The sequence below is a fragment of the Paenibacillus prosopidis genome (genome assembly GCF_003337375.1).
Lineage (GTDB): Bacteria > Bacillota > Bacilli > Paenibacillales > Paenibacillaceae > Pristimantibacillus > Pristimantibacillus prosopidis.
In genome coordinates this window covers 28712-43616 of sequence record NZ_QPJD01000019.1, presented here as the reverse complement: position 1 = coordinate 43616, position 14905 = coordinate 28712, and the positions used below count along the sequence as shown (strand labels likewise).

Here is a 14905-nt window from a genome sequence, read left to right as displayed (position 1 = left end):
CATTTTCGTGCCTACCAGCGGGTCGTTACCATTTTTTTGCGAGTGTAAAACTCTACGCCGTCCGTACCGTTGGCATGCAAATCGCCGTAGAACGATTTTTTCCAGCCAGAGAACGGGAAGAATGCCATAGGTGCCGGTACGCCAAGGTTAACTCCCAGCATCCCTGCATCGATCGTTTCGCGGAATTGACGCACGCTGCCGCCGTTAACCGTAAACAAACAAGCCCCGTTTGCGAACTCGGAACGATTCGCCAGCTCAATCGCATCTTCCAGCGTTTCAACCCTCACCACGGACAGGACTGGCGCAAATATTTCATCCTCCCAAATCTTCATGCCGCACTGCACTTGATCAAAAATCGTGGGACCAACAAAATACCCCGCTCCGGATGAAGCCGAATCCGTACGGCCGTCGCGTACGAGCAAAGCGCCCTCATTTTGTCCGATCTCAATATATTTCACCGCGCGGTCCTTTTGAGACCCCCGAATTACCGGACCTAGGAACACGCCCTCATCCAAGCCGTTGCCGATCGTAATCTGATCGGCTGCTTTAACCAATCTGCTCACAAGCTCGTCGCCGATGCTGCCGACTGCAACAACAACGGAACAGGCCATACAGCGCTCTCCAGCGGATCCGAATGCGGCGTTTACGATTTCCTTGACCGCCAAGTCAAGATTGGCGTCCGGCAGTACGATGGAGTGATTTTTGGCGCCGGCCAGCGCCTGCACACGTTTACCGTGAGCGGACGCGGTTTTGTACACGTACTCCGCTACTGGTTGCGATCCTACGAAGGAAACCGCTTTAATGCCCGGGTGCTCCAAAATACCGTTAACCACATCGTGCGCGCCATGCACAATGTTTAACACGCCTGCAGGAAGACCTGCTTCATGGAACAGCTCCGCCAGACGTCCCGCAAGAAGCGGCGTACGCTCAGACGGCTTCAGCACGAACGTGTTGCCGCAAGCAATAGCGAGCGGGAACATCCAGCAAGGCACCATCATTGGAAAATTGAACGGCGTAATTCCCCCGACTACGCCGATCGGGTAGCGGTACATTCCCGATTCCAAATTGGAGGCGATATCCGGGAGCTGCTTGCCCATCATCAGCGTCGGAGCGCCAGCCGCGAACTCCACGCATTCGATACCACGCAGTACCTCGCCGTACGCTTCGCTGTAGCTCTTTCCGTTTTCTTTTGTAATGAGCCCGGCAAGCTCTTCCCAATGATCTACCAGCAGCTGCTGGTATTTAAACAGGATGCGTGCACGGCGGGGCACCGGCGTACGGCTCCAGGTTTTAAATGCTTCCTGCGCCTTCTGAACGGCCAGATCCACCTCGCCTTTCGTTGACAGCGGAACCTGCGCTAAAATTTCTTCCGTTGCCGGATTATAAACCGGTTCAAATTGGGTTGCCGATGATTCTATCCATTCACCGTCGATCCAGTTTTTGAGCAAAGTTGTCATCGTATCCTATCCCCTTTCTAAAATGAGAAGCTGTTACTGATCTCGCCAGCATTACTGCGGTTAATATACGTCTCTACCTGTTCGACTGTCGGCATCGCATCGGAGCAGCTGTGGCTTGAAATAACGATACAAGCGGAGGCGCTGCCGAATTCCATGCTCTTCTCCAGCGTCCAGCCCTGCATGACGCCATACAGGAATCCGGCCGCATACGAATCGCCTGCGCCGAACGTCTTCACCACTTTAGCCGGAAAACTCTTCGCCCGGTGACTGGCGCCATCCTTCGTATAGGCAATAGATCCTGCTTTACCGTGCTTGATAATGACAATTTTGGCTTTGTAATCAAACCACTTGGAAGCTGTCACTTGATCGTCCCGTTCCGGGTTGCGGTCAAATCGTTCCATCATATCGAACTCTTCCCGGGTGCCAACGATAATGTCGCATTTTTCCGCCGCCAAATTATAATAAACCGCCGTTTCCTCATGCGAGCTCCACGTGTAAGGACGATAATCAATGTCGAACGCTACGACTACATCATGCTTCTTGGCGTACTCAAGCGCTTGAAACACCGCTTCCCTTGACGGACTCTTCGCCAAAGCCGTTCCGGAAATGAGCAGCAGCTTGGAATCGGCTATTAAATCTTCTTGCACTTCCTCCGCGTTAAGCTTAAGATCCGCCACATTATCCCGGTACATTAAAATGCTGCAATCCCTTGGGCTCTTGATCTCCGTAAAAGCCAGGCCCGTAACCGCGCCGGTATTATCGGTAATGACATTTCCGGTATCAATATCGTTTTTCTTCAAGTAGCCTTCGATAAACCGTCCCATTTGATCATTCGCGATCTTTCCGATAAACGCCGTCTTCATTCCAAATCTGGACATGCCTATCGTAATATTCGCAGGAGAACCGCCGACATATTTGGTGAAGGTTACGGTTTCCTCCATGGGCCGGTTGATTTCATTGGCGTTCAGGTCGATGCACAGCCTTCCTATCGCTGTGAAATCAAACCTTCTATTTGCAGGAAATGCAATGTACTCCACGATCTATTCACCCGCTTTCTTGATAATGACTGCATTCAAGTAGTCCAGCGCTTTCCTGGCGTATTCATACGGAGGATGCTCGGCCGGATCCTGTTCACCCTCGAGCATCGCCCACCCGTCGTAACCGCGGTCCAGCAATTCATTTATAATGGGCTGCAAATCAAGATCGCCCGTTCCAGGGAGGGTAAATACGCCTCTTCGGATGCAAGTGATAAAATCCGCCTGCTCCTCCCGCGCGCGCTCCAGTACGCTCTTACGAATATCTTTTAGATGGACATAAGCGATACGGTCATAATGCTTTCGCAGTACAGTAAGCGGATCTGCTCCCCCATAATAGGCATGACCGGTATCGTACAGTAAGCTAACTGCGTCGGGATCGGTCAGCTCCATCAGCCGGTCGATCTCTTCAGGCCGTTCGACAACAGTGCCTCCATGGTGATGGTAGGTTAAGGTCAATCCGTATTCCTTGGCTATGGCTCCCGCTGCATTCAACCCTTCGGCAAGGCTTTTCCAGCCCGTTTCATCCAGTCTTATGACGCCTTTTTGGTCCGGCGAACGCCTCGGATCGAATTGCGGCGATCCTCCTATCTCGCATGTGCTGATTACCTTGCAGCCCATTTCTTTCAAAAACTCCACATGCGCCCGATAGCCCGCCAGTTCCTCTTCCCGGTAGGAAGGGTCTGAAAACAGAACCGATTTCCACTGTGAGACGAGCTGCATTCCCCGTTTAGCAAGCTCTTGTTTCAGCAAATCAATGTCTTGGGGATACTTGCGGCCCATTTCCGTTCCTAGTAATCCTAATGATTGCATATCATCGAGAATTTGTTCATAAGTGGTATGTTCGCCGTGCTCTTTCACGTCCTCGCCAACCCAATTAATCGGATGAGCTCCAATCCGGAACGGTATTTGTCTCATAGCGTGCCTCCATCGTAAAAATAGGTTTAAAATAAATGGATTTGTTCAATCCGGTTCTTCATTTCCTTATGAGCCGAAACGACTTTCCCGCTTGCGGATACCTCAGGCACGCCGACGTTCCACCAGGACTCGTACCCGCCCGTATTTGTACCCGGCAGGACTGGAATTTCGATCAGCGTCGTAACCGTTTCTTCCTTTGCTTGCCTCAGCGCTTCCTCCAATTGCTCCGCCGTTCCGGCTTTATACGTCTTGACTCCCATGCTGCGCGCGTGTGCGGCGAAATCGATCGGCATATAGCTGCCTGTCAGCCTGCCGGTTTCCGCATCCCGATAACGGAATTCGTTGCCGAAGCCATCGCTGCCATGTCCCCTTTGCAAATTATGAATACATTGATACCCATGGTTATCAAACAAAAGGACCGTAAATTTTGTACCCTCCTGCAAGCTCGTAACGATCTCCGAATGCAGCATCAGGTAGCTTCCATCACCCACAAGGGCGTAGACTTCCCGGTTTGGCTCAGCGAGTGCCGCGCCGAATGCGCCAGACACCTCATATCCCATACATGAAAAGCCATATTCCATATGGTAGGTTTTCGGCTCCTCGCATCTCCATACCCGGTGCAGGTCGCCAGGCAGACTGCCGGCTGCGCACACAATGACTGCAGAGGAACCGATCGCCCTGTTAATCACGCCTAGCGCACGGGTTTGTGTCAGCCCCTGTTCGTTTTCCAGCGCGTATAAACGATCAACCTCAGCGTCCCATTGCTCTTTTAATGCCAATATGTCCCCATTCGCATAGGCTGAGCGGTATTGAACCGCAGACAAGGCTTCCCTTAACGCGTTCAGACCCTCCCTTGAGTCAGCGATAAGGGAAACACCGTTCAGCTTCGATGCATCCAAACCATTCACGTTAATATTGAGAAACTGCACTTCCGTATTTTCGAACGCTGACTTCGATGACGTTGTAAAATCCGAGTAACGCGTACCGACGCCGATAATTAAATCCGCTTGCTGCGCAAGTCTATTGGCTGCCAGCGTCCCCGTTACCCCAACCCCACCGACGCTTAGCGGATGCCTCCATGAAATGACGCTTTTTCCCGCTTGCGTTTCGGCAACCGGAATGCCAAATGTCTCTGCAAATTCCAGCAACTCTCCCGCCGCCTCGGAATACAGCACGCCGCCTCCGGCCATAATGAGCGGATTCTTCTTGCCTTTCATCAGCTCCACTGCCCGGAGAAGGGCAGCAGGTGCAGGCGAACAACGATCGACATAATGCACTCTTTTGCTAAAAAAGGATTCCGGATAATCATAGGCCTCCGCTTGAACGTCCTGCGGCAGAGCCAGCGTAACCGCTCCTGTCTCGGCAGGGTTAGTCAGAACTCTCATCGCTTGAACGGCTGCTGACATTAGCTGCTCCGGGCGAATAATCCGGTCCCAATATTTACTGACCGGTTTGAAACAATCCGTTGCGGAGACCGTGTAGTCTCCGCTGTCTTCAAGCTGCTGCAGAACCGGATCGGGCTGTCTGCTTGCAAAATTATCCCCCGGCAGAAGCAGTACCGGAATACGGTTAACCGTCGCAGTAGCAGCGGCAGTCACCATATTTAAAGCACCGGGGCCGATAGAGGAGGTACACGCATAAATTTGTTTTCGGTTCGTTTGTTTGGCATAGGCGGCTGCGGAGTGAACCATCCCCTGTTCATTTTTGCCTTGAATATATTGCAATTCACCTGCACTGCGTTCCAAAGCTTCGCCAATACCTGTCACATTCCCATGTCCGAAAATCCCCATAACGCCTTTTACAAACTTCGTTTCAACTCCATCGACGGAAATATACTGCTGATCCAAAAACTTCAACAGCGCTTGGGCCATTGTCAATCGTATCCTGCTCATGAATGATTACCTCCATATCCGTTCTCATCGTAATGATGAATATTCCAGAAAACGCTTTCAAACCACATAAAAAAATGGAACCGACACTTTGACTACCCAGTTGTGATTCGTTAATAAGAAAACAAATTGTAGTTGGGATACAAACAAGGGTAACCGATTACCCTTTTGTGACGATTATACTTTAGTTTTTTGAACAATTCAATATCCGTTTTTGATTCTTTTTGATTGAAATCACCGGATTTTGTGAATAAAACTCGATTAGGTCGTAAGAACCACCTTTAATCCATCTAAAAATATCGGATTTAAGGGTAACCGGTTACTCCAATAACAAGAGGCTGTCTCGAAAGTAGATGTTTCTACTTTTGAGACAGCCTCTTCTCTAATTAGAATGAAACCCCAAGAACGCTATGTTGGATTAAGAATCAAGTCTGGACGATTTCACAGTACGAAATACTGGATGGATTCCACTGTAGATTGAAGGGGAACTTGCGACGATGACGATGAGATCCGCGGTTACATATTCACAGGAGCGGTCGAATCCCGATCCGCAAGCTCGGGCAGCAAGCGAATACGCTGCTTCACCGTATCACTATGTTCGATTTTGCTGATAATGATGTCCGTTACATGCTTTCCTAACTCCCGTACAGGCAGCGAGATAGACGATAATCTCGGCGATACAATTGAACAAAGCGGCGTGTCGTCAAATCCAATGACCGATAACTGTTCAGGGATCCTTATTCCCCGCGCTTTGGCTGCCTGCATGACACCAATCGCTAAAATATCATTGCAACCGAAAATCGCACTCGGCCTATCCTCGCTATCGAGCAGCACAGCCGCGGATTGCTCCGCTTCTTGCAGAGTCGCTCCGCCTACTACGATCAGCTTGTTATCAACGGGGATGTTTGCTTCTGAAAGAGCAAACTTATAACCGCGTATCCTTTCATCGCTGCTAATGGAATCTTCACCGACAACGCCAATTTTACGGTGTCCAAGCGAATGAAGATGCTTAGATGCCAAGTAGCCTCCCATATAGTCATCGACTGTGACGCTGTCAATAGAAATTCCGGGACGCTCATGCGCAAAAAGGGCGATCGGGAATCCCTCCTCGACAAGCTGCTTCAGCAGTTCATCATTTTTAAATTTGGATGCTATGATAAAACCGTCCACACGTCTCTGCCTTAGCAGAGTAATGTGGCGTGTTTCTTTTGCGAAATCGTTGTCAGTACTGCACAACACAATGTTATACCCGAGTTCTTGGCCGTACGCTTCGATATGCTTCAAATACTGGGCATATATTGGATTATCGATGTCAGGAATCAGAAATGCAATTTGATAGGTCGATTTCCCTTTCATCGCAGATGCCAGCACATTAGGGCGATAATTGAGATCTTCCATGATCCGGTTGATCCTTTCCCTCGTTTGGTCGCTGATTCTGCCCGTATTATTTATCACCTTCGACACCGTTGCTGTAGAAACCCCTGCCAACCTTGCAATGTCATAAATAGTCGATTTCATGTGAACACTCATTTCCGGCATCAATGATAGAAGCGATCACCTGCCAAAGGTGACTGTCTTGTGCGCTTTGATGTTCATTATAAGACTATGACTATAATAGGTAAAGAACATTAAAAGTCCCAACGACTTTAGATAATCGTTAGGACTTCGTTGTCTAGGAGAATTGACTTGTAAACCTTTCACGAAACCGTTGATTCATCGCGTAACAAATATCCCACAAATCCACTACGGGTTGATTGGTAAACGGTTGGGTATGCATATATCCCGGAGGACCAAACTCCGGCGTAAAGGTCACAAATGGGCGCCCTCCGGTGTTATGATTGGCGCAAATCTCATCCCACCATCGTTCGTGCTTCAACAATGCGTATTCATATTCGGGCGCACGATAATCCGGAACCTGCGGCCCTTGCTCATAACCTACCCTGCCATGAATGTGAATCGTATGCTGAATGGCGAGCTTCAGGTTTTCCTCTTGATCCGGCAGCATGGATTCACAGACGCAGCACCAATGGCTAAAGTCCGCCACGATTTTGAGGTCCGGAAAATCTCGAAGCAAACGACCCGTACTCCATGGCGTATAAGTAGCCCGGCCGCGATGGGTTTCGTGTCCGATAGGAATCCCTGCCTGTTGTTCAAGCCGAAGCGCATGTTCAAAAAAGACGAGTTGCTCATCATACGGCATGGAGTCCTTCGCGCTGTGAGAATTGATTAATAATGGTTTAAATCCGGCGGCTCGCTCAACCTGTTCCTCAAACGATGCTTTATGATCTCCGCTGGTATACACCAGCATAATGAGCTCCAAATCATATTTTTGCAGCAGTTCTTTAAATAACGATTCATCTTCTAAGGCAGGCATTCCGCTTTCAACACCGGTATATCCGGCTTCAGCAATTTGCTTCAGCTGTGTATCCCAGTGCCCCGGCATCCCCCAAATTGCTTTAAACGTTTTTAATTCCATCCACTTTCACTCCCGTTCTGGTTACAGTCTACCGCTCCAGCGTGGATCGGCAGGCAATCACTAAGCTTCAAACAGGTGAATCGGAAATATGCCCTTTTACGAAATTTATAAGTTATTGTACTCCCGCTGCCTTAAGCTCTCATAGAGCAAGACCGTGGCTGCCATAGCTACGTTGAGCGACTCCGCTTGTCCAACCATTGGAATAATGACGGACTCATCCACTTGTTCCCTCACATCCCGCGACAATCCTTCCGATTCACTGCCCATGAGCAGCCATGTCGGCTGGGTCCAGTCATAGCCATAGCAAGTATGCTGGGCCTGCAGGCTTGTGCCAATTAGCTTAATGCCATGGGCTTTCGCTTGCGGCAGAAGCGCTAGCAAATCTGCTTCAATAATAGGCAAATGAAACAAAGAGCCCATCGTCGACCTGACCGTTTTGGGGTTATATAGATCGACGCTGCCTTTGCCAAGGATAACCGCATCCGCTCCAACTGCATCAGCACTACGAATAATCGTTCCGGCGTTTCCTGGGTCGCGCACCCCGTCAAGTACGACGACGAGGCAATTACCTGTGAATAACGTTTTCGTATCGGCAGATAACTTAGTTACAACGGCGAACACTGGCGGCGGAGTATCCGTTCCCGTACATTTCGCCATGACCGCGCGGGATGCTTGTACCCATTCCGCATCGTTTGTTCCTGCTGCTTGCCTCTCTTCTCGCACAGTCGCCAGCTCTGCAGGAATTCCGCGCTCCGCGTCATAGATGATTGCCATTACACCGACGCTGCCCTTCAGAGCTTCCAACACTAAATGAACACCTTCAATTAGAAACTGTCCGGTGCGATCGCGGTATTTTTTGTCGAGCAGCGATGCCCACTGCTTGACCTTGTCATTTTGTACAGATGAGATCAATGGATCATAATTTACATTCATAGTGTTCGTTAACCTTCCGAATAAGCGATTTCCAGGTTTTTCAAATCCGAATTTTTACCCACGATAACGATAACGTCCTCACTGCCGATCAAATCTTCCGCATAAGGGGCAATATTCATTGAAGTGCCTGTTTTTATAGCCATAACGTTACATTTGTATCTCGCCCTAATGTCGAGCTGCTTTAAGCTTTTGCCGATCATTTGCTCCGGTGCCTTAATCTCAATGATGCTGTAATCATCGGAGATTTCGATGTAATCCAGGATGTTTGGAGAGACAAGATGATGAGCGACACGCAGACCCATATCCCGCTCCGGGAAAATGACTTTATCAGCGCCGATTTTATGCACCACTTTGCCGTGCAGCTCGCTTTGCGCTTTGACGATCAAGGTCTTTACTCCAAGATCCTTCAATATTAATGTCGTCAAAATACTCGACTGAATATCTTGACCGATTGCTACTACAACGACGTCAAAGTTCCGTATTCCAAGCGCGCGAAGCGCATCCTCATCCGTTGAATCCGCTGATACGGCATGCGTGACCGTATTAACGACCTCCTGCACCCGCTGCTCGTTTGAGTCAATTGCCAGCACCTCGAAGCCCATCTCCGTCAATGCTTTGGCAACGCTTGAGCCGAAGCGTCCCATGCCAATTACTGCGTACTGTTTTTTCGCCATCGTTACAAAATCCTCCTTTTAGGATGATTGCTGCAGTTAGCCTAACTAAACGTATTCCGAAGCGCTCTTTCCCTTATACCATTTTCACAGTATATCATATCCAGTTTATTCGGATGAAAGCAGCTCTTGCTGGACATATTATATTAGTAAATCTGAATGCGGCAGGAGGTTATTAAGGTTGAACACAAATACTATTGATTTGCGCCAAGCGATCGTTATGCGTGTACAAGATAAGTCCGAGCAAGAACTCTCGGAAATCATCGAAGACTCAATTGGTGCCGATGAGCACGCTTTGCCCGGACTCGGAGTATTGTTTGAAATGATCTGGCAGCAGTCGACTGAACCGGAACAAAGCCGAATGGTTGATTCTCTGCACAAGCATCTTCACCATTCCGAGCACGCAAATCCGTCTCAATAACGAAACGCCGCCGAATAGACGAGATTTCCGCCGACGATTGTATTCGTTACCCACGGGTGGCCTTCGTAACGATCGACTACGATAAGATCGGCCGCTTTGCCGGGCTCGATGGAACCAAGCTCGCTGCCCGAGCCTAACGCCTGCGCAGGATGAAGCGTAGCCATCCGCACCGCCTCCGGCAAAGCTGCCGTTCCTTCATCACTTAGCTTGAACACCGCAGAGAGCAAGGATGAGGGATGATAATCGGAACAAATAATGTCCGCTGCACCTGCCATAATGGCATCGACTGCCCTTAGGTTTTGGTCATGCGACAAGCCTCTAACCACATTTGGAGCACCCACGCATACATGAAGTCCCCGCTTGGCAGCGTAGTTCGCCGTCACCAAATTAATCGGAAATTCGCAGATGGATACGCCATAGCCTATCGATTCCTCAACCTTTTCTACCGTATCATCGTCATGAGACGCAATAGCTATACCCCGTTCAGCTGCAAGCTTGCCTAATTGATGCAAATGTTCCCAGTTAACCTGCTGCCTCCGCTCAATTAACCCGTCAACAATGACTTGAACCTCATCGATACCTACACCTTGATTTTTCATCACATAACGCTCAAAAGAACCCGGCTCGTGATATTGTCCTTGTCCTGGCGAGTGATCCATAAACGATAAATATTCAATAGCATTCTCATCCAAATACCGTTCCACAATAGGCATTCCAGCCAAATGCGACACCTCGAACCGCAAATGAATCCGGTTGCGGATCATCGACCGTTTGCTCCGGTAGCGATGAATGTGCTCAACCATTCCCGTTAACAGGTGATCGCCGCGCAGACTTAATCCAACGCCGAGCGAAAGCGAGTGGTACATCGTCGTAATGCCATGCACCGGCAGCTTCCGTTCAAACTCCAGCAAAGCCATATCCAGCGGAAATAACGTATTCGGACGCGGCTGCACTTCCTTCTCAATCGCATCGCAATGAATGTCGATCAGTCCAGGCAGGACGTAGCGTCCCCCCGCATTAAGAACAACTGCAGACGGATTTTGCTGCCTCCAATCCTCAATGGACGAAGCATCACGGAGCAACGATTCAATACGGCCCTCTTTGACAGTCACTGCCGCTTCTATTACCTTATCCGGCAATACTAACTTCCCATTCATCACAATCATTGGCTCTTTGTTCGAATGCGTGCAGTCACTCATTGGTTTGGTCGACCCCTTACCCTTAAGTTATAGAAGTAAGCTTACCATATTCTGGTCCTGAAAATCATCCTGCCGGGCTTCTTGAAAAAGTAGCCACACGATAAAACAAAAGCCCAGGCATCATGGCCTGGACTCCCATTGTCGAGCTTTTCATTAATCAAACCTTTTCCTTATGCTTCATCCTCTTTCGGAATAAACCGGAAAATATCTCCGGTCTCGAACGAATCGATCAGCCTATCCAGCCATTTGTAATATTTTATGGCGTCATCGATTTTTTTTGAGTCATTGTTGAGCACTTCTAAAAAGGCTTCATCACTCTCATATTGCTGCTTGAGCGCATCGATTTCCTTCATTGACCGATTTAAGACGCTCATGTTTTGATCGACGGCTTTTCTCCATTTAATAGAGAAGAAATCGGCGAAGTTTTGATGCCAATCCGGTACGACCTCATATAAATCCTTCCGCGAGCCTTTGCCCCATACTTTATTGATCATCTTCAAATCATGCAGCGTCCGCATGCCCGTGCTCATCGACGTCTTGCTCATCCCCATCGTCTCGCTCATCTCATCAAGCGTCACCGGCTCCTGATTGAAGTACATATTTCCGTATAAATGGCCAATGGATAGCGTTATGCCGTATAAATCCATATTTTTCCCTATTGATTCAATGACGCGTCGGCGCGTGTTTTGCAATTTTGCGCGTTGATCGTCTGTTAGTGCTGCAAGTTCATTCATGTCGGTTCCTCCCGAGGAATGTCGTTTCCCCTATCAATGCTACAACAAGTATTGTAATCAAATGTTTGTCTATATGTAAAGATAGCAATTTGTATGAAAAAGGGAGTTATCAGGAGGATTCCGCACGTAAAGTTCGTAAAGTTATAACTGTACAAAGTATACGGAAGCTCACGCCTTTTGACCTTTACAAAGATAACCATCTACACTTATAGAGTCGAAATATTCCACAAGGGGGGCAAAACATGGCGATCATAGAAGCCAAGAGGCTGACCAAAATATTCGGAGCCGATCCGAAAAAGGCGATCCCGCTGCTGGATAAAGGATGGTCTAAAGATAAAATATTCGCGGAAACGAAGCTTACGGTTGGCGTTAATCAAGCAGACTTCGCGATCGAAGCAGGACAAATATTTGTCATTATGGGCTTGTCCGGTAGCGGCAAGTCGACACTCGTTCGGCTGCTGAATCGGTTAATCGAGCCAACATCGGGCCAAGTATTATTTAACGGAACGGACGTACTGCGTATGTCGCCCGAGCAATTGCGGCAGTTTAGAAGAAAAAATGTGGGCATGGTATTTCAGAAATTTGCGCTGTTTCCGCATCGTACCGTCATTCAAAATATCGAATACGGCCTTGAGGTCCAAGGCATCGATAAGAAGAAACGCAGAGAGATGGCGATGGAATCGCTTGAGCTTGTTGGACTCAAAGGTTGGGAGAACAGCTACCCCGATCAATTGAGCGGCGGCATGCAGCAGCGTGTCGGACTGGCAAGAGGGCTAGCCAACGATCCTGATGTCCTGCTGATGGACGAAGCTTTCAGCGCGCTAGATCCGCTTATTCGCAAGGATATGCAGGATGAGCTGCTTGAGCTTCAAGCAAAAATGAAAAAAACGATCGTTTTCATCACACATGACTTGAACGAAGCTCTTCGAATCGGTGATCAAATCGCTTTGATGAAGGACGGAAGCATCGTCCAAATCGGTTCGCCTGAAGAAATATTAATGCAGCCTGCCAACAAATATGTTGAGCGGTTTGTCGAGGATGTCGATTTGTCCAAAGTGCTGACCGCATCACATGTAATGGTGAAGGCTGAGACCATTACGATAGAGAAAGGCCCGCGCGTAGCTTTGCAATTCATGCGGGACCGCGGGATATCCAGTCTATACGTCGTCGATAAAATGATGCGCCTGCTCGGCGTAATCACCGCCGATGATGCTGTCCATGCGATAAAAAACGGACTTAAGCTTGAAGAAGCGATGCAGCGGGAAGCACCTTCCGCTGTTCCGGAGACGCTGCTTCATGAATTGTTTGAATTAATGAGCAATTCAAAATTTCCTGTATCCGTTATCGATCAAAGCGGGCGTCTGAAGGGTATCGTCATCAAAGGTGCTGTTCTTGCAGCATTATCCGGAAATACCGTATTAGAGGCAGGTGAACGTCATGAAACTGCCTAAAATTCCGCTGGCCGACTGGATCGAGTGGCTGGAGGGCTGGCTTGAAACGAATCTGGAGCCATTATTCGGCTTTATACGTGTTGTCGTAGGCGAAACCGTTAATGGACTAGAAGCTGCACTAAGCTGGTTTCCCGCTATTGTCCTTATCCTATTATTTACCCTTCTCGCTTGGTTTATCGGCAAGTGGAAAATGGCGTTGTTTACGTTAATCGGGCTGTTTGTTATTGAAAATCTGGGATACTGGAGCCAAACGATGCAGACACTCGCACTCGTACTGACAGCAGCTTTTATATCGGTACTGATCGGGGTACCCACCGGCATCCTGTGCGCACGCTACAACAGCATCCAGAAAATCGTTACGCCAGTGCTAGATTTTATGCAGACAATGCCGGCATTCGTATACTTGCTGCCTGCTGTTACCTTCTTTTCTCTAGGTGTGGTGCCTGGCGTTATCTCATCCATTATATTCGCCATACCGCCTACGATTCGACTGACGAATCTCGGCATTCGCCAAGTGCCGGAGGAGCTGGTAGAAGCTGCAGACGCCTTCGGCTCAACTCCTGCGCAGAAGCTGTTTAAGCTTCAGCTTCCGATTGCGAAGCCGACGATTATGGCCGGCATTAACCAAACGATCATGCTGTCGTTATCGATGGTCGTTATTGCATCTATGATTGGCGCACAAGGCGTTGGCGCATACGTATACCGTGCCGTTACGCAGGGTAATACAGGCGTCGGCTTTGAAGCTGGTCTCGCAATCGTCATATTGGCTATCATACTAGATCGGCTGACCCAGCAGGTTATCCGTAAAACAAACACGGCCTAATTTTATGAAGGAGTGATCTTTTGAAACATAACAAAATGAAAGTAATCACAGCTGCTATTCTGATGATCGTACTGCTTGCGGGATGCTCGTCCGCTGGCGCAAGCCATAAGAAAGTGACGCTAGCCTATGTCGCATGGGATTCTGAAATTGCTAGCACCTACGTCGTTAAGGAAGTGTTCGAGCAAAAGCTCGGGTTTGAGGTCGAGCTGATGCAGGTCGACGCAGGACCGATGTGGGCCGGCATTTCCGACGGCAGTGCCGACGCGATGGTAGCCGCTTGGCTTCCAACGACGCACGCATCCTATGTATCGAAATACAACGGTCAATATGAAGACCTGGGACCAAACCTGGACGGTACAAAAATCGGTCTGGTCGTTCCTCAATATATGGAAATTAACAGCATCGAGGATTTGAATGATACGGTTGGAGCTTCTGTCGACTATACCATTATCGGCATTGAGCCGGGCGCAGGCTTGATGATGTCTACAGAGAAAGTTTTAGACGAATATGGCCTGCGGGACAAATGGACACTGCTTGAAAGCTCCTCTGCTGCAATGACGGGTCAGCTGGAGAAAGCGTACGCGAACAAAGAGCCTATTATTGTGACCGGATGGACGCCTCACTGGAAATTCGCCAAGATGGATCTGAAATATTTGGAGGATACTAAAAACGTTTATGGCGGAGACGAGCAAATCCATACGATTGCCCGTAAAGGCCTGAAGGAAGATCAGCCTGAAGCTTTCGCCTTCCTTGATCAATTCAACTGGACACCTGAAGATATGGAGAACGTCATGATTCAAATTCAAGAAGGTCAAACCCCTGAGGCTGCGGCTAAAGCATGGGTTGAGCAGAATGCGGAGAAAGTGGATGTTTGGTTGAAATAGTAATCTCGTTTTACA

Annotated in this window: 14 protein-coding genes; 4 read left to right on the top strand and 10 right to left on the bottom strand. The window is 48.8% G+C overall.

Annotated features, from left to right (window positions below; translation table 11 throughout):
* Positions 1-11: 11 nt before the first annotated feature.
* From DFP97_RS24775 to DFP97_RS24740, 8 genes are all read right to left on the bottom strand, one after another.
* The gene (locus DFP97_RS24775) at positions 12-1457 is read right to left on the bottom strand and encodes a CoA-acylating methylmalonate-semialdehyde dehydrogenase (RefSeq protein WP_114383336.1); all 1446 of its coding nucleotides are present in this window, start codon (positions 1455-1457) and stop codon (positions 12-14) included.
* 17 nt (positions 1458-1474) lie between these two features.
* Positions 1475-2494, bottom strand: a complete 1020-nt coding sequence (gene iolC / locus DFP97_RS24770) for a 5-dehydro-2-deoxygluconokinase (protein ID WP_114383334.1) — start codon at positions 2492-2494, stop codon at positions 1475-1477.
* Positions 2495-2497: 3 nt separating this feature from the next.
* On the bottom strand, positions 2498-3409 hold the full coding sequence (gene iolE / locus DFP97_RS24765) for a myo-inosose-2 dehydratase (RefSeq protein WP_114383332.1): 912 nt from the start codon (positions 3407-3409) through the stop codon (positions 2498-2500).
* Positions 3410-3435: 26 nt separating this feature from the next.
* Positions 3436-5301, bottom strand: coding sequence for a 3D-(3,5/4)-trihydroxycyclohexane-1,2-dione acylhydrolase (decyclizing) (gene iolD / locus DFP97_RS24760; RefSeq protein ID WP_114383330.1), 1866 nt, complete (start codon positions 5299-5301; stop codon positions 3436-3438).
* Between the two features lie 513 nt (positions 5302-5814).
* Positions 5815-6816 (bottom strand): LacI family DNA-binding transcriptional regulator, encoded by a 1002-nt coding sequence (locus DFP97_RS24755; protein WP_114383442.1) that lies wholly within the window; start codon positions 6814-6816, stop codon positions 5815-5817.
* Between the two features lie 154 nt (positions 6817-6970).
* Positions 6971-7774 (bottom strand): sugar phosphate isomerase/epimerase family protein, encoded by an 804-nt coding sequence (locus DFP97_RS24750; protein ID WP_114383329.1) that lies wholly within the window; start codon positions 7772-7774, stop codon positions 6971-6973.
* A 105-nt stretch (positions 7775-7879) separates the two neighbouring features.
* Positions 7880-8707: a TrmH family RNA methyltransferase gene (locus DFP97_RS24745; protein WP_114383327.1), complete on the bottom strand. Its 828-nt coding sequence runs from the start codon at positions 8705-8707 to the stop codon at positions 7880-7882.
* Between the two features lie 8 nt (positions 8708-8715).
* On the bottom strand, positions 8716-9381 hold the full coding sequence (locus DFP97_RS24740; protein WP_114383325.1) for a potassium channel family protein: 666 nt from the start codon (positions 9379-9381) through the stop codon (positions 8716-8718).
* Positions 9382-9559: 178 nt separating this feature from the next.
* Here DFP97_RS24740 and sspI point away from each other — a divergent pair, with 178 nt between their 5' ends.
* On the top strand, positions 9560-9799 hold the full coding sequence (gene sspI / locus DFP97_RS24735) for a small acid-soluble spore protein SspI (RefSeq protein WP_281271013.1): 240 nt from the start codon (positions 9560-9562) through the stop codon (positions 9797-9799).
* Here sspI and DFP97_RS24730 read toward each other — a convergent pair.
* On the bottom strand, positions 9793-10998 hold the full coding sequence (locus DFP97_RS24730) for an alpha-D-ribose 1-methylphosphonate 5-triphosphate diphosphatase (RefSeq protein ID WP_114383323.1): 1206 nt from the start codon (positions 10996-10998) through the stop codon (positions 9793-9795). The genes sspI and DFP97_RS24730 overlap by 7 nt on opposite strands.
* 170 nt (positions 10999-11168) lie before the next feature.
* Positions 11169-11732, bottom strand: coding sequence for a GbsR/MarR family transcriptional regulator (locus tag DFP97_RS24725; RefSeq protein WP_114383321.1), 564 nt, complete (start codon positions 11730-11732; stop codon positions 11169-11171).
* 242 nt (positions 11733-11974) lie between these two features.
* Between DFP97_RS24725 and DFP97_RS24720 the strand changes: the two genes are divergently transcribed.
* Genes DFP97_RS24720 through DFP97_RS24710 form a run of 3 tightly spaced genes read left to right on the top strand, consistent with a single transcriptional unit; the run spans position 11975 to position 14890 of the window.
* Positions 11975-13183 (top strand): quaternary amine ABC transporter ATP-binding protein, encoded by a 1209-nt coding sequence (locus DFP97_RS24720; protein WP_114383319.1) that lies wholly within the window; start codon positions 11975-11977, stop codon positions 13181-13183.
* Positions 13170-14006, top strand: a complete 837-nt coding sequence (locus DFP97_RS24715; protein WP_114383318.1) for an ABC transporter permease — start codon at positions 13170-13172, stop codon at positions 14004-14006. Before DFP97_RS24720 ends, DFP97_RS24715 begins: the two co-directional genes overlap by 14 nt.
* A gap of 20 nt (positions 14007-14026) precedes the next feature.
* Positions 14027-14890 carry a glycine betaine ABC transporter substrate-binding protein gene (locus DFP97_RS24710; RefSeq protein ID WP_342773308.1) on the top strand — a complete coding sequence of 288 codons (864 nt, stop codon included), beginning with the start codon at positions 14027-14029 and terminating at the stop codon, positions 14888-14890.
* Positions 14891-14905 lie beyond the last annotated feature (15 nt).

Excerpts from the sequence above, each read along its gene's own strand:
- DFP97_RS24755 (WP_114383442.1), bottom strand. The coding sequence starts at position 6,816 with ATGAAATCGACTATTTATGACATTGCAAGGTTGGCAGGGGTTTCTACA.
- DFP97_RS24775 (WP_114383336.1), bottom strand. The coding sequence starts at position 1,457 with ATGACAACTTTGCTCAAAAACTGGATCGACGGTGAATGGATAGAATCA.
- DFP97_RS24715 (WP_114383318.1), top strand. The coding sequence starts at position 13,170 with ATGAAACTGCCTAAAATTCCGCTGGCCGACTGGATCGAGTGGCTGGAG.
- DFP97_RS24725 (WP_114383321.1), bottom strand. The coding sequence starts at position 11,732 with ATGAATGAACTTGCAGCACTAACAGACGATCAACGCGCAAAATTGCAA.
- DFP97_RS24750 (WP_114383329.1), bottom strand. The coding sequence starts at position 7,774 with ATGGAATTAAAAACGTTTAAAGCAATTTGGGGGATGCCGGGGCACTGG.
- iolE (WP_114383332.1), bottom strand. The coding sequence starts at position 3,409 with ATGAGACAAATACCGTTCCGGATTGGAGCTCATCCGATTAATTGGGTT.
- DFP97_RS24745 (WP_114383327.1), bottom strand. The coding sequence starts at position 8,707 with ATGAATGTAAATTATGATCCATTGATCTCATCTGTACAAAATGACAAG.
- DFP97_RS24730 (WP_114383323.1), bottom strand. The coding sequence starts at position 10,998 with ATGAGTGACTGCACGCATTCGAACAAAGAGCCAATGATTGTGATGAAT.
- DFP97_RS24720 (WP_114383319.1), top strand. The coding sequence starts at position 11,975 with ATGGCGATCATAGAAGCCAAGAGGCTGACCAAAATATTCGGAGCCGAT.
- DFP97_RS24740 (WP_114383325.1), bottom strand. The coding sequence starts at position 9,381 with ATGGCGAAAAAACAGTACGCAGTAATTGGCATGGGACGCTTCGGCTCA.
- iolD (WP_114383330.1), bottom strand. The coding sequence starts at position 5,301 with ATGAGCAGGATACGATTGACAATGGCCCAAGCGCTGTTGAAGTTTTTG.